Raw genomic sequence first — 21,013 nt, forward strand, 5'->3', positions numbered from 1 at the left:
AAATGAAATTGAATCAGAGCCTAAAAGAAACATCTGATCGCATTGCGCATCTGGCTGCGGTCGTGCTCGCTCGGCCTAGTTCATCGCATCTGGAAAAAGAACTGGCGGGTTCTGCGCTTGCGCAACATCACACGGCGAAGCAGACTAGCGCGGCTATTGGCAGCCTGGCAGCCCGGGTGCTGGCCGACCACAACGCCTGTATGGAAGCGCGGGAACTGGCCGGGTCGGTGCTCGCGCAGGTTCGTCGCCACGATCAGGCACCTGCACGTTAAGTAGCTGCATCGGCAAAAAAAAATGCGCTGCCGTGAAGCAGCGCATTTCCCTAAGCCTATTTTCAAACCTACGACTAACGCCTAAAAAACCGGCGTCTCGATCGCGTTCAACCTGCGCGTGCCAACAGCAGCGCGTTAGTCCGCTTGACGAAGCTCGCCGGATCTTCCAGCGCGCCGCCTTCTGCAAGCATGGCCTGGTCGAACAGCAGATGACACCAGTCGTCGAAGTTCGCGCTATCCGTATGCAGGGTCTTCACCAGCGCGTGCTCCGGATTCACTTCCAGAATCGGATGGAACGAAGGCGCTTGCTGACCGGCGGCCTTCAGCATGCGCTGCAGGTAACCGCTCATCTCGCCATCGTCGGCCACGAGGCAGGACGGCGAGTCGGTCAAGCGGAACGTCAAACGCACGTCTTTAGCCTTGTCCTTCAACGCTTCCTTCATCTTCTCGACGAGCGGCTTCAACTCTTCGCTGACCTTTTCCTGCGCCTGCTTTTCCTTGTCGTTCAATGCGCCCAGATCGAGGTCGCCACGCGCGACGCTTTGCAGCGGCTTGCCGTCGAACTCGTTCAGGAACGACAGCATCCATTCGTCGACGCGATCGGTCAGCAGCAGCACTTCCACGCCCTTCTTGCGAAATACTTCGAGGTGCGGGCTATGCGTCGCGGCCTGGAACGTATCTGCGGTCACGTAGTAAATCTTGGTCTGCTCGGGCTTCATGCGCGCAACATAATCCGCCAGCGAGACCGTCTGCTCAGGCGACTCGTTATGCGTCGAGGCGAAGCGGATCAGCTTGGCAATCCGGTCCATGTTGGCGAAATCCTCACCCACGCCTTCCTTCAACGCTTGACCGAATTCCTTCCAGAACGTCGCATACTTTTGCTTGTCGGCGTCGTTATCGGCGTTTGCCAGATCTTCGAGCATCGACAGCGAACGCTTGGTCACGCCTTCGCGGATCGCCTTCACATCGCGGCTTTCCTGGAGGATTTCACGCGACACGTTCAGCGGCAGATCGCTCGAGTCGACCACGCCCTTGATGAAGCGCAGATACGTGGGCAGCAGTTGCTCGGCATCGTCCATGATGAAGACGCGCTTCACATACAGCTTCAGCCCGCCGCGATGATCGCGGTTCCACATGTCGAAGGGCGCCGCGCTCGGCACGTACAGCAGTTGCGTATATTCGCTGCGGCCTTCGACGCGGTTATGCGTCCACGTCAGCGGCTCCTGATGGTCGTGCGACAGATGCTGATAGAACTGCTTGTACTGCTCGTCGGTGATGTCGTTCTTGGAACGGGTCCACAGCGCGCTCGCCTGGTTGACGGTCTCGTCCTCGTCCTTCGTGACCATCTCGCTCTTTTCCGCATCCCATTCTTCCTTCTGCATCAGGATGGGCAGCGCGACGTGGTCCGAATACTTCTGGATGATCGACTTCAGACGGTGCGACGACAGCAGTTCGTCTTCCTCGGGCCGCAGATGCAGCGTGATGGTCGTGCCGCGCTGCGCGCGCTCGATCGTCTCCACTGCGAAATCGCCTTCACCGGCGCTTTCCCAGCGCACGCCCTCGGCCGCAGACAAGCCGGCACGGCGCGTTTCGACGGTGATCTTGTCGGCGACGATAAAGCCCGAGTAGAAACCCACGCCGAACTGGCCAATCAATGCCGCGTCTTTTTGCTGATCGCCGGAGAGCTTGCCGAAGAATTCCTTGGTGCCCGAGCGCGCGATCGTGCCGAGGTGCGAGACCGCTTCGTCGCGGCTCATGCCGATGCCGTTGTCGTCGATCGTGACGGTGCGGGCGGCCTTGTCGTACGAAATACGAATCCGCAGATTCGGGTCGTTTTCGTAGAGCGCGTTGTTTTCGATCGCTTCGAAACGCAGCTTGTCGGCAGCATCCGAGGCGTTCGAAATCAGCTCACGCAGAAAAATTTCCTTGTTGCTGTACAGCGAATGAATCATCAGTTGCAGAAGCTGTTTCACTTCTGCCTGAAAGCTCATGGTTTCTTGTGCCATGGTCGGACTTCCTTTCTCTGTTGCGGTTGATTCGGATCGGGGGCTAATTGGGTACTATCGCCACGATTTCAAGAGGCGCGCCGCGCGACGCCATCCAGATAGCGGCACAGGAAGGCCGGCAGCGCCGGATCGCCGCAATTGGCGACGTTAAAGCGGGTCCAGCTGGACGGCGACTGCTGCGGCGAAAACAGGCTGCCCGGCGTCAGCAGAAAGCCGGCCTCATGCGCGGCGGCGGCAAGCACGTCCGAGTCGACGCCAGTATCGGCCCACAGGAAGATGCCCGCGCCGGGTGTCTGGAACAGCTTCATCCCTGTCTTCTCGAGCATCCGCGCGGACTTGTCGCGCACGCCGTCGAGGCGCGCCCGCAGCCGTTCCACGTGACGCCGGTAGTGGCCTTCGGTGAGGATCTTGTACAGCACGCGCTCGTTGAGCTCGGGGCTCGTCATGCCGACCAGCATTTTCTGGTCCGTGACGGCCTTCGCAACCTCCGGCGAACAGGCGATGAAACCGACCCGCAGATTGGCCGCCAGTGTCTTCGAAAAGCTGCCGAGGTAGATCACGCGCTTTAACTGATCGAGGCTCGCAAGCCGCGTAGCCGGATAGCCGGGCGGGCAAAGATCGCCGTAGACATCGTCCTCGACGACGATGAAATCGTATTCTTCCGCGAGCCGCAGGATGCGGAAGGCCTGCGCAGCGGTGAGCGAGGTGCCGGTCGGATTCTGCAGCACCGAGTTGATCACCAGCATTTTCGGGCGCCACATCTGCACCAGCGTTTCGAACGCATCCAGATCCGGCCCGTCCGGTGTGTACGGCATGCCGACGAGGTGCGCGCCTTGCGAGACAAAGCGGCCGAACATCTGGAACCAGGCCGGGTCGCCGACAATCACCGCGTCGCCGGGCTGCACAAAAATGCGTGAGATCAGGTCGATCGCCTGGGTGATGCCCGAGGCGAGCACGATCTGATCCGGCGACGCGCCGATTTCCAGCTCCTCGAGCCGCGTCTGCAACTGCTGACGCAGCGGCAGGAAGCCCTGCGGCGTGCCGAAACTGAGCATCTGGGCGCCGCTTTGCCGGCCCAGCGTGCGCAGCGCGCCAGTGATCAGTTCGCCGTCGAGCCAGCGGCTCGGCAGGAAGCCGAGACCGGGGCCGCGTTCCGGCCGGGTCGAAGTCTGCAGCATGTTGCGCAGGAGCCAGACGACGTCGATCGTCTTCGTGGCGGGCGCGGCTTCGGGGTTCTGACGGCGCTCGCCGGGCATGGGAGCGGCCAGACGTTCGCGCACGTAGAAACCGGAGCCGCGCCGCGAATCGAGGTAGCCTTGGGCGACGAGCCGCTCGTAGGCCTCCACCACCGTAAAGCGCGACACGCCCTTGTCCAGCGCGAGCTTGCGGATGGACGGCATGCGCATGCCGGCGCGGAACACGCGTTCCTCGATGCGGCGGCGTGCCCACTGGACGAGCTGATCGACGAGCGTCAACGAAGACGCGTCGTGCGGGGCGGGAATCTGGTCGAGCGCGGCAGACATAGGAGGCTCCAACTGTACCGAACACTATCGGGACGATTGTACCGTTACTGTGCAGGTGGGCAACGCTACATTTGGGCTGAAGGGCCAACCCGCGCCAGCAAACGGTTATGCTTACGGCCCCGGCACACCGCCTGCCTTCCCGCAGGTCTGCCGGCCCCAGCGCAGAATCCGTTTTGTACATCGCCATGACCGCACACACGCTTCGACTCGACCACCTCGTGATTTCCGCCCGCACGCTCGACGAGGGCACCCAGTATGTCGCCGACACGCTTGGCGTGGAGCCGGCCGGCGGCGGTTCGCATCCGCTGATGCGCACCCACAACCGGCTGCTGAATCTGTGGGATGGCGTGTATCTCGAGGTGATTGCAGTCGATCCGGACGCCGAGGCACCCGCCAGCGGCGCCGACGCCCGCCCGCGCCTGTTCGCGCTCGATGCCGCGGCGACCCACGCGCGCCTCGCCAGTGGCCCCTATCTGTCGCATTGGGTTGTGCGTGTCGAGCGGCCGAAGGACCTGCCGCGCTGGCAGGCGCAGTATCCGCAGCGGATCCCGCCGGTCGTGCCAATGAGTCGCGGTGTGTTCACCTGGGGGCTGTCAGTGCCGGACGACGGTGCGTTCCCAGGCTGCCAAGGCGCCGGCGACGGCATCGTGCCGACGCTGATTCAGTGGGACACGCCGCAGCACCCTTCGGACGTGTTGCCGGAGACCGGACTGGCGCTGAAGTCGCTCAAGGGCATTCACCCGCAGGCGGAGACCGTGGCGGCCCACCTGCGCTGGCTCGGCGCGGCACACCTGATCGCCCTGTCGGCGCCGGACATTGCCGAGGGCAAAGGTGACGGCGAAGGTACGGTCGAGACCGCAACGCTAGTGGCCGAAATCGAAACCCCGAACGGCCTGCGCACCCTGAAATAGTTGCACGAGCATTGACGCGAGCGCGCCGCTCGCCGCAGCAAACCAAGGCGCAGTGCGCCTTGCGACGCGCCCGTGGCAAGGCCACTCGCGCGATAATCGAAGCTTTTGACGAATCCGATCCAGCAACACCTGTCGAGGACAACATGGACCATAGCGACCTTCAAGCCCCCACGTGGCAACTTTCCGAACGCGCACGCAAGCTCACCAGCTCGGCGATTCGCGAAATCCTGAAGGTCACCGAACGGCCCGAAGTCATCTCGTTCGCGGGCGGCCTGCCGTCCCCGGCCACCTTCCCTGCAGAAAGAATGCGTGAGGCATCGGACCGGATCCTGCGCGATTCGCCCGCCGCGGCGCTGCAATACAGTGCAACCGAAGGCTACCTGCCGCTGCGCGAATGGATCGCCGCACGCCACTCGGTCAACGGCGCGCAAATCCGCGCCTCGCAGGTGCTCGTCACCACCGGTTCGCAGCAGGCGCTCGATCTGCTCGGCAAGGTGCTGGTTTGCCCAGACAGTCCGGTGCTGGTCGAAACACCGACGTATCTCGGCGCGTTGCAATCGTTTTCAATGTACGAGCCGCGCTACGTCCAGGTCGCGACTGACGATAACGGTTTGATCCCCTCGGCGCTCACGCCCGAGCTGACGGCCGGTGCACGCCTCCTGTACACGCAGCCGAATTTCCAGAATCCGACTGGCCGCCGTCTACCGCTCGAGCGCCGCCGCGCCCTCGCCGAACTGGCGCCGCGCGCGCCGTTCCCGATCATCGAGGACGATCCGTACGGCGCACTCGATTACGCCGGCGAACCGCTGCCCACCATGCTGTCGATGGCGCCGAACCATATCGTCCATCTCGGTTCGTTCTCCAAGGTGCTCGCCCCGGGACTGCGCGTGGGCTACATCATTGCTCCCGAGGAACTGCACTTCAAGCTCGTCCAGGCCAAACAGGCCACCGACCTGCACACGCCGAGCTTCACGCAACGCATCGTGCATGAAGTGGTGAAGGACGGCTTTCTCGACACCCACGTGCCGACCATCCGCGCGCTGTATCGCGATCAGTGCGCGGCGATGCTGGCGGCACTCGAACGCTATATGCCAGAAGGCGTAAGCTGGAACCGGCCCGAAGGCGGCATGTTCGTGTGGGTGAAATTGCCCACGCAGATCGACAGCATGAAGCTGCTCGAGGAAGCCGTTGCACAGAATGTCGCGTTCGTGCCGGGCGGTCCGTTCTATGCCGACGAGGCGCAGCACAACACGCTGCGTCTGTCGTTCGTCACCGTGCCGCCCGCCAGGATCGACGAAGGCGTAGGCCGTCTCGCAGCGCTGATCCGCGCGCGCGTTTGAACGAGTTCGGGCGGGCGTGAGCCGGGCAAGCGCCACGGCTGTCACCCGCTTACCACTCACCATTCACCCATTTACTCATTAGCAAGGACCTGCAATGACTCAAGCAAATGTGTACGACAAGCTGAAGGAACTGGGTATCGAACTGCCCACCGCCGGCGCCCCCGCAGCCGCCTACGTGATGAGCGCGCAGAGCGGCAACACGGTGTACCTGTCGGGCCACATTGCCAAGAAGGACGGCAAGGTGTGGGCCGGCAAGCTCGGTGACAGCCTGACCACGGAAGAAGGCAAGGTCGCCGCGCGCTTGATCGCCGTCGACCTGCTGGCCACACTGCATGCGCACGTGGGCGACCTGAATCGCGTCAAGCGGATCGTCAAGCTGATGAGCCTCGTGAACTCGACGCTCGATTTCACCGAGCAGCATCTCGTCACCAACGGTGCGTCCGAGCTGATCGCGGATGTGTTCGGCGAGCGCGGTAAGCATGCACGCTCGGCCTTCGGCGTGGCGCAGATTCCGTTGGGCGCCTGCGTCGAGATCGAGATGATCGCCGAAGTGGAGTAAAGCAGTCCGGCTACCGGAGCGTCCCACCACGCTCTGTCACGCGCCGTGAAGTGCTCGCGCACTTACGGCGCGTTTTCTTTTGTGGATTGCGCCGCGCGTATCGCTACCATCCATTTTCGCCAATTGACGCCGTTCAATATGCCTGTTCCGCCGCTAGTCAATTGAGCCAATAAAAACACGCAAAAAACTGCACAAAAATTCACGCGAAGCCGGTGGCTCGAAGGCTGATCCCACAGTAGAATCGATCGCTGCGTCAGCCAATTGCTCAATAAATCAAACGCCAGGCCAAATGTCCGCTCGCACTGTCCGCTTCAAGCAGGTTGATGTTTTCACTCCGGTGCCGTTCAAAGGCAATCCGCTTGCAGTCGTGTTCGAGGCCGACGACCTCGACGGCGCCCAGATGCAGGCCATCGCCCGCTGGACCAACCTGTCCGAGACCACGTTCCTCGTCAAGCCGACCCACCCGGATGCGGACTATCACGTACGCATCTTCACCGTCGAAGGCGAGTTGCCGTTCGCGGGCCATCCGACTATCGGCACTGCTCATGCCTTGCTCGAAAGCGGCTATCAGCCCAGGACGCCAGGCAAACTGTTTCAGCAATGCGGTGCCGGCCTCGTGGAACTGAACGCGCAAGCAGGCAGGCGGTGCATGGGCTTTCGTTGCGCCACCTGCGCGTGTCACGCCGTTGCCGACAGACTTGTACACAACCTTGACGGATGCGCTGCGTACCGACGCGATCGATTTCAGCGCGGCACCTTGTGGTATCGACAACGGTGCACCATGGCTCGTCGTGCGGGTGAATTCGGCCGCTGCCTGTCTCGCCATCAAGCCGGATGCCGCAGCACTCAAGCGCGTCGTCGAAGCGGTCGGCACCCATGGCGTTGCGGTCTACGGTCCACATGATCCTGACGGCCCCGCCACTTTCGAAGTGCGCTGCCTGATGGTGGGCGGCGGTCTCGGCACGGGTGAAGACCCGGTAACCGGCAGTGCGAACGCAGCAATCGCCGGACTATTGAGCGCGCAGCAACGACGGCCGGGGGCTTCCTACACAGTCCGCCAAGGCACCGTGCTGGGTCGCGCGGGCCAGGTATCCGTGCGCTATGACGACGCTGCCGGCAAGACGTGGATCGGTGGACCAGCGGTCACGGTAGTCGACGGCACGTTCAGGTTGCCCTGACTCGTAGCGGCGCGCCGAAGGAACGCGAAAGCCTCGCGCATATTGCATGCAAAAAACACTTGAGCGGCGATCGCCCATTTGAGCCAAGCTTGTCCACAAAACGCCTCGTCAGGACAACTCCATGTCGTACGGCTGTAAGGATGGCGAGCACTTTGGGGTAGAGGTCAGTCTCGCCTCGACGAACCCTTCGAAAACGCTTACCCGGCGCGGCGCCTGCTACGGCCGCTGCACGCCCGTCAGAGGTTGTGTTCGTATGCCTGTCGAGGGCCGCGTATACCCGCAGCATGGCCCCTTCCTTAATCCATTGGCATTCAGTAATATCGAAACGTATTCAACGCCCTACGGACGATCTGGCAACACGCCACGCTCTTTCCTCCTGCGCAGTAGTCCCGGCACCTCGCTCACCATGCAGCCAATCTCGAAACCAGCGCAGTCGATGTATGCGAAGCCGCTGCGGAACGGCACACGGGCGCGGTCCTCCCGATGAGTCAGCCCCGCTTCTCAGCTGTGCGCGACGCGAGACACCGCCCCGATGCGGTCGCGCCGCGCCGGCGCGCGCTGCTCGCCATTCCTGCGCTCGGCGTGCTGGTGCTGGTGCTGTTATGGACTGTTATCTTCGCGCGCCTGTCGGTCGAAAAAGACGCCACCTCGCGTGAGGCGATGGCCTCTGCCGCGATCCTCTCGGCAGCGCTCGAACAGCATACGGTCAAGGCCATCCATCAGGTCGATCAGATCACGCGCTTCGTCAAATACGAGTTCGAGAAGACCCCGGATCGTTTCGATCTCGCCAGTACGGTTGAGAAAGGCGTCGTGCAGAGCGACACCCTGGTGCAGGTTTCGATCATCGACGAGCACGGCATTCTGGTTTCAAACACGACCGAACAGAATCCCAAGCAGATCGACCTGTCGGACCGCGATCACTTCAAGGTGCATGAGCACGAGAACGACGACAACCTCTACATCAGCAAGCCGGTGCTCGGCCGCGTGTCGGGACAGTGGACGCTGCAGATGACACGCCGGCTCAATCACCCGGACGGTTCTTTTGCCGGCGTCGTAGTGGTCTCCGAAGATCCGAGCTACTTTACGAGCGATTTCTACAACAATGCGGCGATCGGCCACGACGGTGTAATCGCTGTGGTCTCCGACAACGGCACGGTGCTCGCGCGCCGCACCGGCAACGCCGAAGCCGCCAATGGCAAATTCTCCGCCAGCGGTTCGTATCCGACTTCCGAGCATGTGTCGGGCACCTATGTCGATTCGATCGACAACGTCACGCGCATCTTCTCGTACCGGCACATCGACGGTTATCCGCTCGGCGTGCTGGTGGGCCTCTCGCAAGCCGAAGAGTTCGCCGACTACAACCACACCCGCGACGTCTATCTGCTGATGGCGAGTTTCATTTCGCTCGCCATGCTCAGCTTCTTTGCGGTGGCCACCGGTTTGATCGGCAAGCTGCTCGGCCGAGAGCGCGAGATGACGCATCTGGTCGAATACGATCTGCTGACCGGCCTGCGCAACCGTTATGCGACGCTGCAGAGCTTGCGCCACGACGTCGCCAACCCGACGAACCTGGGCCGGCTCGCGATTCTCTTTATCGACCTCGACAACTTCAAGACCGTCAACGATACGCTCGGTCACAACGCCGGCGACATCGTGCTGCAGATGACCGCGTCGCGTCTGTCCGAAGCAGTCGGCGAAGGCGGTGCGTTGAGCCGCATCGGCGGCGACGAGTTCGTGGTTGTGATCAAAGGCGATGACGTCGAAAAGCGCGCCGTCGATCTCGCGGAGGCCGCGGCCGAAGTCTTCGCCAAGCCGTTCGAAGTGCGCGGCAGCGCATTCGTGCTGCATGCGAGCATAGGCATTGCGCTCTATTCGGTGCCGAACGAAAGCGAAATCGACCTGCTGAAAAAAGCCGACCTCGCGATGTACAGCGCGAAAGACGCCGGGAAGAATTGCTACCAGTTTTATTCGCCGCAACTGTCGCATCGTGCCGATCACCTGATGAAGTGGGAACAGCAACTGCGTGTGGCGCTCGCCGAAGGTCAGCTGTTCCTCGCATACCAGCCGAAGATCGACCTGACGCGGCGCTGCATCACTGGCTTCGAAGCGCTGGTGCGCTGGAACCATCCGCAGCATGGCCTGATTCCGGCCAATGAATTCATTCCCGTTGCCGAGTCGACCGGCCTGATCGTGCCGATCGGCGACTTCGTGATCGAGACCGCCTGCCGTCAACTGGCGCTGTGGCAACAGCAGGGGTACGACACGCTGTCGCTGGCGGTGAACATCTCGGCGGTGCAGTTCTGGCGCGGCGACCTCTATCAGACCATCTCACATGCGATCGAGGAAACGGGCATCTCCGCCCGCCGCCTCGAACTCGAGATTACCGAGACCGCGATGATGGAATATCCCGAACTGGTCTCGGAGAAAATCTTCGCGCTCAAGCGCCTCGGCGTGCGCATCGCGCTGGACGATTTCGGCACCGGCTATTCGTCGCTGTCGTATCTGAACCGCTTCTCCGTCGATACGCTGAAGGTCGATCGCTCGTTCGTGCAGGCCATTCCTGGCGACCGCAGCGTCTGCGTGATGGTGACGGCCATCGTCAACCTCGCGCGTTCGCTCGGGCTCACGGTGGTAGTGGAAGGCACTGAGACGGAAGAACAGATCGCCTGGCTTGCGGCGCTCGGTCATATCGAAGCGCAGGGCTTCCTGTTTTCACGGCCGGTTCCCGTCGACGCCATTCCGGCACTGCTCGAGCGCTTCGGCGTCTGCGGCATGCCGGAGCGGCGCATTGCCCGCGAGCCGACTGCCGACAACGCCAGCACAACGTCGAGCACCAGCGGACTATCGGCTTAAGCTGCGGCGCGGCCCGACGCGCGCGGCAGCCTTGCGGTGCACACATGCGCATTTGCAGATATATTCAAGAGTACTGAAGCATTCCACGCGCCTTCCCGCCGAGGCTTGGCGCGCAACCTGGTCAGCCTTACTCAGACAGCATGTCCGGGATGTCCGGCGTGCGGACCGCCATGTACATGATCACGAGCCAGGACGCCATCGGACGCGCAGAGCGGGAACCGTTGTGGACGCTGTTCCGGGTCGTGTGCGGCCTGTCGGCGCTCTCATGGGGCGGGCTCGCGCTGATGGCGCAACTCGAGAACCACTATGTCGAGCGCGAAGGCCGTCTGTCGCGGGTGGCGTTCTCCGATCTGATCGCGCTGGCATGGATGGTGCCCGGGCCAGTGGGCTGCAACGTTGCCGTGCAGGTAGGTCACGCGTTACGCGGACGAGCGGGCGCATGGGTCGCAGGCATCGCCAGCGTGCTGCCCTTCTTCATGCTGATGACGCTCTTCGCGATTTTCTACCGTACGCCGTTCGTACGGGCCGTCGCATCGCAAACCCTTCTCAATCACTTTAGCGTCGTACTGGGCACGCTGATCGCGGTGACCTGGTACAAGCAGACGCGCGCGCTCGTGCGCGGCAAGGTGGCGTGGATTGCGGCGCTGCTCGGCTGGGTCATACTCTTCTATGCACGCAGCCCGGCCGCTTACGTTGCGATGCTCGGCGTGGCATTCGCGGTGGGCTGGTTCAACAGTCCCGAGCGCGAAGCGAGGCTCAATATCTCGATTGCGCGCAGCGACCTGCAACTGATGGCTGCCCTGTGCGTACTGCTGGCTCTGTTTGCCGTTCCACTCCCGCATCGCTACGAACTCGCCCTGCTGTGGCCGCGGCTTGCAGGCGCGGGCATGACGCTATTCGGCGGTGGCTTCTCTGCGTTGCCGGTGTTGAAAGCGCTCTTTGTCACGCCAGGCATAGGCGTATCGGATAACGATTTCACGCTGGCCTTCTCGCTCTCGCCGATGTCGCCCGGACCGTTGCTGAACGTGGTGCCGTTCTTCGGCTACCTTGTCGATGGCTGGCCTGGCGCGTTGATCGCCACGCTCGCACTGTTCGTGCCGTCAGGCTGCCTCGTCGTGCTAGCGCAACGCAACCTGCATCAGTTGAAGGCCAATCCGCGCTTCGAGCACGGCATGCGGATTCTGCGCGCGGTGACCACAGCCTTTCTCGCGGTCGCCGTATTGCGGATTGCACAGCGCGTGCCGTTGCAGCCACAGTACGTGGTGACCGCGCTGTTCTCGTGCATGTGTTTTGCCAAGCTCAAGGTGCCGGTCTATATCGTGTACGGTACAGTGGCTGGTGCGTGCGGGCTGTGGCTCGCTTATGCGGCGATCGCGTAGGCCGGCGTCTCTCGACGCCGCACCCTTGCGCTCAGCGCGAGCGCGCCGCGGCAAAGCCGCCAAAGAACGCCCGCGCATTCGACTCGAGACTCTCGAGGTGATATCCCCCTTCCTGAACGATCACCGAAGGCAACGCCAGCGCGCCGATGGCCGCACCAAGACGACCGAAACCTTCGGTCGTCACATCCACATGCGATTGCGGATCGTCCTTGTAGATATCGAAGCCCAGCGCCAGCACCAACGCATCCGGCTCGAAACGCTTGAGCACACGTAGCGCGTCGTCGACGCGTTCAAAAAACACATCCTCGGATGAACCGTGCGGCATCGGGAAATTGACGTTAAAGCCGTCTCCTGCGCCCGTGCCACGCTCGTCCTCGTAGCCGGTCACAACCGGGTAGAAATTGGTGGGGTCTCCGTGAATCGATACGTAGAGCACATCGTCGCGGCCGTAAAAGATTTCCTGCACGCCCTGGCCGTGGTGCATGTCGGTGTCGAGAATCGCGACGCGCCCGTACTGCTTGCGCAATGCCTGCGCCGCGATAGCCGCGTTGTTCAGATAGCAGAAGCCGCCAGCCGCATCGCGTCGCGCATGATGACCAGGCGGGCGGCACAGCGCGTACGTCTCACGCACGCCGCTGTTGACCGCCGTAGCCGCGGCGAGCGCGCTTTGTGCCGACCAGTAAGCGGCGCGCCACGTGTGTTCGCCGATCGGGCAACTGCCGTCGGCCTGATAGCGCCCCGCCCGGGCGAGAATGCCGCGCAGCGGATTCGGCTCGCGCACATAGATGTTCGACATGACCTCGTCGCCCCAGTCGTCGGACATTTGCATCCATTCGGTGTGCGCCTCTTCGAGGAAACGCAGGTAGTGGATGTCATGCACCGCGGCGATGGCATCGAGGCCGCCGTCGACCGGCTCATGAATCTCGAAGCCGAGCGACTTCACCGCCGCAACGAGGTGTGCGGCACGCTCCGGCACTTCCTGCGCCGGCCGCATCTGCCCGCGCGAAAAGTAGCTGCGCGGATGATGTTTCAGCTGTTCAGGATGGAAAAAAGTTTGCATGATGTTTGCCGAAAGAAGATCAGCTGACGCGCAGCGCTTCGGTCGCATCGGCGCGCTGCGAACGACGCGCATCCAGTGCAGCGATGCACAACAGCGAGATAGCTGCGAGACAAGTGTAGAACACAGCAAGCGGCCACCATTGGCCGATGAAGCGATGGGCCAGATAAGTGCCGATCAGCGGCGTCAGACCGCCCGCCACGGCGCCGCACACCTGATACGAGAGGGAGATGGCGGAATAACGCACGCGCGTTGGAAACACCCCGCTGACAAAGCCTGCGATCACCGAATAGAAGCTCGACATGCAGACTACCGCAATCGCAATACCGATCACCATCGGCACGACGCTGCCGCTTTGCACAAGCACGAACATCGGATAAGGCGAGAGCATCGCAGCGAGCGCAGCGAACTTGAGGAAGCGTGCGCTGCCGATACGCTCGGCAAGCCACGCCGCGACCGGTTGCGCGCACAACTGGATAATCGCGACGGCAAACAAGCAATCGAGGATGAGGGAGCGTGTCACTCCGACATACTGCGTCGTATAAGCGATCATGAACGTGTTGGTGAAATACACGCCTGCAATGCCGATCGTGTTTGCACCGATACACAGCAGCACGAGCCGCCACGCCGAACTGAACACCTCGGCGACGGGCAGCTTCAAGGTCTTGTTCGCTTCCTTCACCTGAGCGAACTCCGGCGACTCGTTGACGCCAAGGCGGATCAGGATGCCGACCACCAGCAGCACCGAGCTCGCCAGAAACGGCAAACGCCAGCCCCACGACATGAAGTCGGCCTTATCGAGCGAAGTCACCGCACGAAACGCCACCAGCGACAGGATCAACCCTGCCGGGCTGCCAAGCTGCGCGAACGACGCGAAGAACGTGCGACGCCCCTGCGGCGCGTGTTCGCCCGCCATCAGCACCGCCCCACCCCACTCGCCGCCCACGGCAAGACCCTGCACCACGCGCAGCAACACCAGCAGCACGGGAGCCAGCACGCCCACCTTCGAGAAGTCAGGCAGCAGGCCGACGCAGACCGTGGCGATACCCATCATCATCAGCGTGGTCATCAGGGCTTTCTTGCGGCCGAAACGATCGCCCACGTGGCCGAAGATCAGGCCGCCGATCGGGCGCGCGAAGAAGCCCACCGCGAACGTAGCGAACGACGCCATGGTGCTGACAAACGGATCCTGCGATGGAAAATACAGCGCGCCAAACACCAGCGCAGCGGCGGTAGCGTAGATGTAGAAGTCGTACCACTCGATCATGGTGCCGATAAACGCGGCGGTCGCCGCACGTGCCGGTTGGCGGGCGGGGATTGCAGGCTGGTTCATGAGCGCTCCTTGGCTGGTTCGCCGCCCCTCTGCGGGAGCGTACGACCGACATGCCTGTCGATTGTGGCGATTGTGGCGCCGCCGGGTCGCGCGCGCCGCGCACACTTTTAAAGGTGTACAGATCGTTTATCAACAGCCATAAAACATTAGTCAAATTTCGAGTTATTATTCTTGATATAAATCTGGCTAATACTTCAACTGCTTAGCAGGGCCATCATGCGCGCCGAAATTGCCTCTTTTCTCAATGACCGGCTCGACTGGAACCTGCTGCGCACCTACCTCGTGATCATGCAGGAGCGCAGCTTGAGCCGTGCGGCGGCGCGGTTGCATGTCACACAACCGGCTGTCAGCCAGGCGCTCAAGCGGCTCGAAGACACGCTGGAACGCAAGCTGATCGAACGGCGCGGCCCGCACTTCGTGCCCACCCAGGCGGGCGAAGAGGTCTACCGGATCGCGAGCGATATCTACGGCAACATTTCCCGGCTGGAAACCGAACTCGACGATCGCACCGCAGACATTACCGGCGCGATCCGCCTGTTGAGCGTGAGCCGGATCGACTCGCCGGTCTACGACGAATTTCTCGCCGAATTTCATCGCACCTATCCGCGTATCGATCTGCAGATCGAAGTGATGCGTTCGTCGGACATCATCTCGTCGCTACTGCAAAAGACGGCGACCGCAGGGCTCAGCCTGTGCCGCACGCCGGTCGACAAACTGGAAATGCGCTGTTTTCTGCGGCAACGCTATGCGATTTTCTGCGGACGGCACCACCGCCTGTTCGGCAAGTCGCAACTGACGATGGACGACCTGCTGGCGGAGAACTTTGTCTCGTTCACGAGCGACCAGATCGGCGACAGCCTCTCGCCGCTCACGGTGTTTCGCGATCAGAAGGGCTTCACAGGACGCATCGTGGCGTCGTCACCGAGTCTCGACGAAGTCCGGCGGCTGATTTTCGCAGGCTATGGCGTCGGCTGCCTGCCAGAGCACATCGTGCGGGACGATCTTGCGCAGCAGCGGCTCTGGCGCTTGCCACCGGACGAGGGACTCGCCGATGTCGACGTCCATCTGCTTTGGCATCGCGACCGTAAGATGAATGCAGCGGATCATGCGTTTCTCGACAGCATGGAGCGGTGTATGCAGCGCTACTCGCTGGCGGAGCGGCTCGTGGGGCCGGCGAGTCAGACCGTGGCGCGGATATGAATTGGAATTGAAAAAGGCCGCCTGGCAGCGGCCTTTCGTCTAAACGTGATGCGGTGCGCGACGCTTCGCCTACACGGCACCGGACAACACTGAAACACCGATCGTCACGACGCCCAGCACCAGATTGACGACCACCAGACGCCGCACTGTTCCGACTGCCCGCGCACCATCTGGCCAATTTTGCGCCTGCACCGCGCGACGGATACGCGGAAACACGGCAAAGCGGATATGCCCGAAGATCAGCATCATCACGATGCCGAGACCCGCCATGGCATGTAGTTGCCACGACGCATGCGCGCCGCCGAACTGCGTCAGCATGAAGCCGCCCGACAGCAAGATGATGATTACCGAAGCGGCGACCCAGTTGAAGAAGCGCCCGAACACCGATTCCCACAGCGGCAAACGCAGTTGCGGCGAGAGATCGGCGAGAGCCGGGCGCAGACAAAAGTGTGCGAAGACCATACCGCCGACCCACACGGCCACACCCAGCAAATGCAAAAAGAGCGCGAGCTCGACGGCTTTGGTCATGTTGTTTTCCTCTCTCTCGATGATGGGCGTACCGCTTGTGGGCGGACAGGCTGGAGCCTTACGACGCTGTCCACAGCCTTGTCCGACGCGGCTAATGACCGCATTCGACCTCACGCTGTGCGCGCAGTTCCGCAGTCATCGCTTTTCGCCTTTGTTTTATTTGTTGTGCCGACGCGCCGCGTAGCGCGCCGATCCCCGATTTATGCTCACTGCCTGCCGCGTGCGTGGCCCGTGATTGAAGACTACGCACGCAGTTGCGGCGACACTACGGCTTCTTTAAGCCTTCAGCGCAGGCCGCATGCCCAACAACTTCAGCTTGCTGTCCGGCGCACGGCCCTTGCGAGCGCGTTTGCCGATATGCGGTGTGAGCGCCGCGCCGCTCAATGTTTCTTCATACGCTTTACCACCGCGGCCCGTGCCGAGCAGCACGACGCCGGCCTTGCCGATGGCAAGCGCCTGCGTGAGCGTCTCCTTCTCGTCGAGCGCCATCAGCGTGACGCCGCGGCCACCGCCCGACAGCGTCTTCATCTCGTCCAGGCCGAACACCAGCAAACGGCCACCGCCCGACAGACACGCGATGTGCGTTGCATCCGGCAGCATAGGCATTGGCACGAGCGGCGCCGCGCCTTCGTCGATGGTCATGAAGGACTTGCCGGCCTTCACGCGGCTCACCATGTCGCCGACCTTGGCAATAAAGCCGAAGCCATTGCTCGATGCCAGCAGCAGCGCCTGATCCGCGGGCGCCGCGTAGTAGTGCATCAGATGACTGCCCGACTCGAGTTCGATCAGCGAGGTGACCGGCACGCCATCGCCGCGGCCGCCCGGCAGCAGCGCCACCGCGACCGAATAGACGCGCCCGTTGCTGCCCCATGCGATCAACGTATCGGGCGTGCGGCACTGGAACGCCGCATAGAGCGCGTCGCCGGCCTTGAAGGTGAAGCCGGCCGGATCGAGCCCGTGGCCCTTTAGCGCCCTCACCCAGCCCCGCTGCGACATCACTACCGTCACCGGTTCATCCACAACGCGGGCTTCGAAGGTCGCGCGCTTTTCCTGCTGGATCAGCGTGCGGCGCTCGTCGCCGTATTGCTTCGCGTCACCCTCGATTTCCTTGATGAGCAGGCGCTTCATCGCCGATTCGCTGCCGAGCAGCTCTTCAAGCTTGGCCTTCTCGTCGCGCAACTCGGACAGTTCCTTCTCGATCTTGATCTTTTCCAGCCGCGCCAACTGGCGCAGACGGATTTCGAGGATGTCTTCGGCTTGCCGGTCGGACAGCCCGAATGCCTTGATCAGCGCCGGCTTCGGTTCGTCCGACTCGCGAATGATGCGGATGACTTCGTCGATATTCAAAAAGACGATCATCCGGCCTTCGAGGATGTGAATCCGGTCGTCGACCTTGCTCAAACGATGGCGCGTGCGGCGCGTAACGGTGACAAAGCGGAAGCCGATCCACTCCTGCAGGATTTCGGAAATGCCCTTCTGGCGCGGCCGGCCATCCGAGCCGACCATCACCAGATTCAGCGAAGCGTTCGATTCCAGGCTCGTATGGGCGAGCAAAGAATTGACGAACTCGGTCTGATCGATGCGGCTCGACTTCGGCTCGAACACGAGACGCACGGGCGCGTCCTTGCCCGATTCGTCGCGCACGGCGTCGAGCAGCGCGAGCATGGTCTGCTTGGTCTGCAACTGCTCGGGCGTGAGCGTCTTCTTGCCGAGCTTGATCTTCGGATTGGTCTGCTCCTCGATTTCTTCGAGCACTTTCTGCGTAGCCGTATTCGGCGGCAGTTCGGTGATCACGAGTTGCCACTGACCGCGTGCGAGCTCTTCGATCTTCCAGCGCGCACGCACCTTCAGACTGCCGCGCCCCGCCTCATACGCCGCCGAGATTTCGGCTTCGCTCGAAATGAGCTGACCACCGCCGGGGAAGTCCGGCCCGGGGATGTGCTGCATCAATTCAGCGTGCGAGAGCTTCGGATTGCGGATCATCGCAACCGCTGCAGCGGCCACTTCACGCAGGTTATGCGACGGGATCTCTGTGGCCAGACCTACCGCGATGCCCGAGGCGCCATTGAGCAGCACGAAAGGCAGACGTCCGGGCAAGAGGCGCGGCTCGTCGAATTCGCCGTCGTAGTTCTTCATGAAATCGACAGTGCCCTGGTCGATTTCATCGAGCAGCAGCTTGGCGATCGGGGTCAAGCGCGCTTCTGTGTATCGCATTGCCGCCGCGCCGTCGCCATCGCGCGAGCCGAAATTGCCCTGGCCGTCGATCAGCGGATAGCGCATCGAGAAGTCTTGCGCGAGACGCACCAGTGCGTCGTACGCCGACTGGTCGCCGTGCGGGTGATACTTGCCGAGCACGTCGCCGACCACGCGCGCCGATTTGACCGGCTTCGCGTTATCGGAGAGGCCCATCTCGTTCATCGAGAACAGGATGCGCCGCTGCACCGGCTTCTGGCCGTCGCAAACGTCGGGCAGCGCACGGCCCTTGACGACGCTCACAGCGTAGTCGAGGTACGCGCGCTCAGCGTAGTTGCCGAGCGTAAGGGAGTCGCCGGGCGCCGGCGCCACCGTAAAAAGATCAGGCGTGTTGTCGTCCATCTAGATTCCGTATCCGTATGTAGCGTGAAGTTTCGCTGCGAGCAAGCCTGCGTCAGGCGCTCAGCTCAGATATCCGCTTCGACTTCGTTACCCTTTTCCTCGAGCCAGCTGCGCCGCGACGCCGCTTCGCCCTTGCCCATCAGCATCGTCATGCGGGCGACGGTGCTGTCGTAGTCGAGCTCGCCCAGCGCGACCGGTGACAGACGCCGCGTGTCCGGGTTCATCGTGGTGTCCCACAACTGCTCCGCGCTCATTTCACCCAAGCCTTTAAAGCGGCTGATGGACCACTGCGTTTCGCGCACGCCGTCCTTGCGCAGCTTGTCGAGGATCGCTTCGAGCTCGCCTTCGTCAAGCGCGTACAGCTTCTGCGCGGGCTTCTTGCCACGTGCAGGTGCATCGACACGGAACAGCGGCGGACGCGCCACACACACGTGACCGCGTTCGATCAGTTGCGGGAAGTGCTTGAAGAACAACGTCAGCAGCAATACCTGGATGTGCGAACCGTCCACGTCCGCGTCCGACAGAATGCAGATCTTGCCGTAGCGCAGATTGGACAGATCGATGTGGTCGTCGGGGCTGTGCGGATCGACGCCGATCGCCACCGAAATGTCGTGCACCTCGTTATTGGCAAAGAGGCGATCGCGCTCGGTTTCCCACGTGTTCAGCACTTTGCCGCGCAGCGGCAGGATGGCCTGATATTCCTTGTCGCGCCCCATCTTGGCCGAACCACCGGCCGAATCGCCTTCGACGAGGAACAGTTCGTTGCGCGAGATATCCGTGGATTCGCAATCGGTCAGCTTGCCCGGCAGCACAGCCACGCCCGAGCTTTTGCGTTTCTCGACCTTCTGGCCGGCACGCGTGCGGGCTTGCGCCTGCTTGATGACGAGATCCGCGAGTTTTTTGCCATGCTCGACATGCTGATTCAGCCACAGTTCAAGCGCAGGACGCGAGAACGACGACACCAGTTTCACCGCGTCGCGGCTGTTCAAACGCTCTTTGATCTGCCCTTGGAACTGCGGATCGAGCACCTTCGCGGACAGCACAAACGACACGCGCGCGAACACGTCTTCCGCGAGCAACTTGACACCCTTCGGCTGCAGATTGTGCAGCTCGACGAAGCTCTTGACCGCCTGGAACAGACCATCACGCAGCCCCGATTCGTGCGTGCCGCCCGCGGGCGTCGGAATCAGGTTGACGTAGGACTCGCGCGTGAGCGTGCCTTCTTCGCTCCAGGCTACCACCCAGGCCGCGCCCTCGCCTTCCGCAAAGGTTTCTTCGTTCGAGCGCGAACTCTCGGCGTAACGTTCGCCTTCGAAAAGCGGAATCAGCAGGTCGCTACCGTTCATGCCTTCGAGCAGATAGCCGCGCAGACCGTCTTCATACTTCCAGGTTTGGCGCTCGCCGGTTTTCTCGTTGACGAGCGTGACTTCGACGCCCGGCAACAACACCGCTTTCGAGCGCAGCAGACGCTGCAGTTCGCTGAGCGGCAGGTTCGGCGAGTCGAAGTACTTCGGATTGGCCCATGCAGTGACGCGTGTGCCGGATTTCTTCTCGCCTTTGGCGGCCGGGCGAACAGTTAGTTGCCTGGCCACATCGCCGTTGGCAAAGCCCAGTTCGGCGACCTTGCCTTCACGCCAGACGGTAACGTCGAGGCGCGTGGACAACGCGTTGGTGACCGAGACGCCCACCCCGTGCAGACCGCCCGAGAACGTGTAGGCGCCGCCCGCGGCCTTGTCGAACTTGCCGCCTGCGTGCAGGCGCGTGAAGACGATTTCGACGACCGGCACGCCTTCTTCCGGGTGCATGCCGAAGGGGATGCCGCGGCCGTCGTCGTCGACGGACACCGACTGGTCCGCGTGCAGCGTGACCGTGATCTGCCGGCCGTAGCCGCCGAGGGCTTCGTCCGATGCGTTGTCGATGACTTCCTGAATGATGTGCAGCGGATTTTCGGTGCGGGTGTACATGCCGGGTCGTTGCTTGACCGGCTCCAGGCCCTTCAACACCTTGATCGACGCTTCGCTATACGCGGCGTTTGGCTTTTTCGTAGACATGGTTGACTCGGGTCCGTCGGTTCATCGTTGTCCACAGGTCCTGTGGACAGGTCCGTGGACAATGCGTTGAGTTTTCAAAAAAAGCGAAACGAAACAACGGGGTGGGTGGGGTGCCCGCACGGCGGGCAAACTGTTTTATCGCCTGACTCTCTCCTGCGCCGCACTAACGCGGCGCGGCCGGCGCGAGCGCCCGGAGGAAGCCTGTTCGCGAGGTATTTTACTGATTTC

The 21,013-nt window shown here is 62.3% G+C and carries 14 protein-coding genes and 1 pseudogene; 8 read left to right on the forward strand and 7 right to left on the reverse strand.

Annotated features, from left to right (window positions below):
* Positions 1–2: 2 nt before the first annotated feature.
* Positions 3–272: a hypothetical protein gene (locus P3T24_RS27565; RefSeq protein WP_429439594.1), complete on the forward strand. Its 270-nt coding sequence runs from the start codon at positions 3–5 to the stop codon at positions 270–272.
* A gap of 107 nt (positions 273–379) precedes the next feature.
* On the opposite strand, the gene htpG is transcribed toward P3T24_RS27565, so the two are convergent.
* Together htpG and P3T24_RS27575 are read right to left on the reverse strand one after the other, a co-directional pair.
* Positions 380–2,278 carry a molecular chaperone HtpG gene (gene htpG / locus P3T24_RS27570; RefSeq protein WP_429439597.1) on the reverse strand — a complete coding sequence of 633 codons (1,899 nt, stop codon included), beginning with the start codon at positions 2,276–2,278 and terminating at the stop codon, positions 380–382.
* 68 nt (positions 2,279–2,346) lie between these two features.
* On the reverse strand, positions 2,347–3,801 hold the full coding sequence (locus P3T24_RS27575; protein ID WP_074265414.1) for a PLP-dependent aminotransferase family protein: 1,455 nt from the start codon (positions 3,799–3,801) through the stop codon (positions 2,347–2,349).
* Between the two features lie 185 nt (positions 3,802–3,986).
* On the opposite strand from P3T24_RS27575, the gene P3T24_RS27580 reads away from it, so the two are divergent.
* From P3T24_RS27580 to P3T24_RS27605, 6 genes and pseudogenes are all read left to right on the forward strand, one after another.
* Positions 3,987–4,712, forward strand: coding sequence for a VOC family protein (locus tag P3T24_RS27580; RefSeq protein ID WP_429439600.1), 726 nt, complete (start codon positions 3,987–3,989; stop codon positions 4,710–4,712).
* Positions 4,713–4,855: 143 nt separating this feature from the next.
* Entirely contained in the window at positions 4,856–6,052 is a 1,197-nt protein-coding gene (locus tag P3T24_RS27585) for a PLP-dependent aminotransferase family protein (RefSeq protein WP_429439603.1), read from the forward strand.
* A gap of 94 nt (positions 6,053–6,146) precedes the next feature.
* Positions 6,147–6,611: a RidA family protein gene (locus P3T24_RS27590; protein ID WP_429439605.1), complete on the forward strand. Its 465-nt coding sequence runs from the start codon at positions 6,147–6,149 to the stop codon at positions 6,609–6,611.
* Positions 6,612–6,900: 289 nt separating this feature from the next.
* A pseudogene (locus P3T24_RS27595) lies at positions 6,901–7,789 on the forward strand (PhzF family phenazine biosynthesis protein).
* A gap of 483 nt (positions 7,790–8,272) precedes the next feature.
* On the forward strand, positions 8,273–10,642 hold the full coding sequence (locus P3T24_RS27600) for a bifunctional diguanylate cyclase/phosphodiesterase (protein WP_429439608.1): 2,370 nt from the start codon (positions 8,273–8,275) through the stop codon (positions 10,640–10,642).
* 170 nt (positions 10,643–10,812) lie between these two features.
* Positions 10,813–12,021 carry a chromate transporter gene (locus P3T24_RS27605; RefSeq protein ID WP_074265418.1) on the forward strand — a complete coding sequence of 403 codons (1,209 nt, stop codon included), beginning with the start codon at positions 10,813–10,815 and terminating at the stop codon, positions 12,019–12,021.
* A gap of 31 nt (positions 12,022–12,052) precedes the next feature.
* Here P3T24_RS27605 and P3T24_RS27610 read toward each other — a convergent pair whose 3' ends face one another.
* Positions 12,053–13,081 (reverse strand): histone deacetylase family protein, encoded by a 1,029-nt coding sequence (locus tag P3T24_RS27610; RefSeq protein ID WP_429408764.1) that lies wholly within the window; start codon positions 13,079–13,081, stop codon positions 12,053–12,055.
* 19 nt (positions 13,082–13,100) lie between these two features.
* Complete coding sequence (locus P3T24_RS27615; RefSeq protein WP_429439611.1) at positions 13,101–14,411, reverse strand: MFS transporter; 1,311 nt, start codon at positions 14,409–14,411, stop codon at positions 13,101–13,103.
* A gap of 216 nt (positions 14,412–14,627) precedes the next feature.
* On the opposite strand from P3T24_RS27615, the gene P3T24_RS27620 reads away from it, so the two are divergent.
* Positions 14,628–15,611, forward strand: coding sequence for a LysR family transcriptional regulator (locus tag P3T24_RS27620; RefSeq protein ID WP_074265421.1), 984 nt, complete (start codon positions 14,628–14,630; stop codon positions 15,609–15,611).
* A 69-nt stretch (positions 15,612–15,680) separates the two neighbouring features.
* On the opposite strand, the gene P3T24_RS27625 is transcribed toward P3T24_RS27620, so the two are convergent.
* The 3 genes from P3T24_RS27625 to P3T24_RS27635 form a co-directional block, all read right to left on the reverse strand.
* Entirely contained in the window at positions 15,681–16,139 is a 459-nt protein-coding gene (locus P3T24_RS27625) for a CopD family protein (RefSeq protein WP_074265422.1), read from the reverse strand.
* Positions 16,140–16,415: 276 nt separating this feature from the next.
* A complete protein-coding gene (gene parC / locus P3T24_RS27630) occupies positions 16,416–18,734 on the reverse strand; it encodes a DNA topoisomerase IV subunit A (RefSeq protein ID WP_429439613.1) in 2,319 nt (772 codons plus the stop codon).
* Between the two features lie 65 nt (positions 18,735–18,799).
* Complete coding sequence (locus tag P3T24_RS27635) at positions 18,800–20,785, reverse strand: DNA topoisomerase IV subunit B (RefSeq protein ID WP_429286274.1); 1,986 nt, start codon at positions 20,783–20,785, stop codon at positions 18,800–18,802.
* Positions 20,786–21,013: the final 228 nt, after the last annotated feature.

The sequence above is a fragment of the Paraburkholderia sp. GAS33 genome, assembly GCF_050436645.1.
In the GTDB taxonomy this organism is placed as follows: domain Bacteria; phylum Pseudomonadota; class Gammaproteobacteria; order Burkholderiales; family Burkholderiaceae; genus Paraburkholderia; species Paraburkholderia phenazinium_B.

Coding starts and splice junctions, on each gene's coding strand:
- P3T24_RS27565 (WP_429439594.1), top strand. CDS start 3: ATGAAATTGAATCAGAGCCTAAAAGAAACATCTGATCGCATTGCGCAT.
- htpG (WP_429439597.1), bottom strand. CDS start 2,278: ATGGCACAAGAAACCATGAGCTTTCAGGCAGAAGTGAAACAGCTTCTG.
- P3T24_RS27575 (WP_074265414.1), bottom strand. CDS start 3,801: ATGTCTGCCGCGCTCGACCAGATTCCCGCCCCGCACGACGCGTCTTCG.
- P3T24_RS27580 (WP_429439600.1), top strand. CDS start 3,987: ATGACCGCACACACGCTTCGACTCGACCACCTCGTGATTTCCGCCCGC.
- P3T24_RS27585 (WP_429439603.1), top strand. CDS start 4,856: ATGGACCATAGCGACCTTCAAGCCCCCACGTGGCAACTTTCCGAACGC.
- P3T24_RS27590 (WP_429439605.1), top strand. CDS start 6,147: ATGACTCAAGCAAATGTGTACGACAAGCTGAAGGAACTGGGTATCGAA.
- P3T24_RS27600 (WP_429439608.1), top strand. CDS start 8,273: ATGAGTCAGCCCCGCTTCTCAGCTGTGCGCGACGCGAGACACCGCCCC.
- P3T24_RS27605 (WP_074265418.1), top strand. CDS start 10,813: ATGTACATGATCACGAGCCAGGACGCCATCGGACGCGCAGAGCGGGAA.
- P3T24_RS27610 (WP_429408764.1), bottom strand. CDS start 13,081: ATGCAAACTTTTTTCCATCCTGAACAGCTGAAACATCATCCGCGCAGC.
- P3T24_RS27615 (WP_429439611.1), bottom strand. CDS start 14,411: ATGAACCAGCCTGCAATCCCCGCCCGCCAACCGGCACGTGCGGCGACC.
- P3T24_RS27620 (WP_074265421.1), top strand. CDS start 14,628: ATGCGCGCCGAAATTGCCTCTTTTCTCAATGACCGGCTCGACTGGAAC.
- P3T24_RS27625 (WP_074265422.1), bottom strand. CDS start 16,139: ATGACCAAAGCCGTCGAGCTCGCGCTCTTTTTGCATTTGCTGGGTGTG.
- parC (WP_429439613.1), bottom strand. CDS start 18,734: ATGGACGACAACACGCCTGATCTTTTTACGGTGGCGCCGGCGCCCGGC.
- P3T24_RS27635 (WP_429286274.1), bottom strand. CDS start 20,785: ATGTCTACGAAAAAGCCAAACGCCGCGTATAGCGAAGCGTCGATCAAG.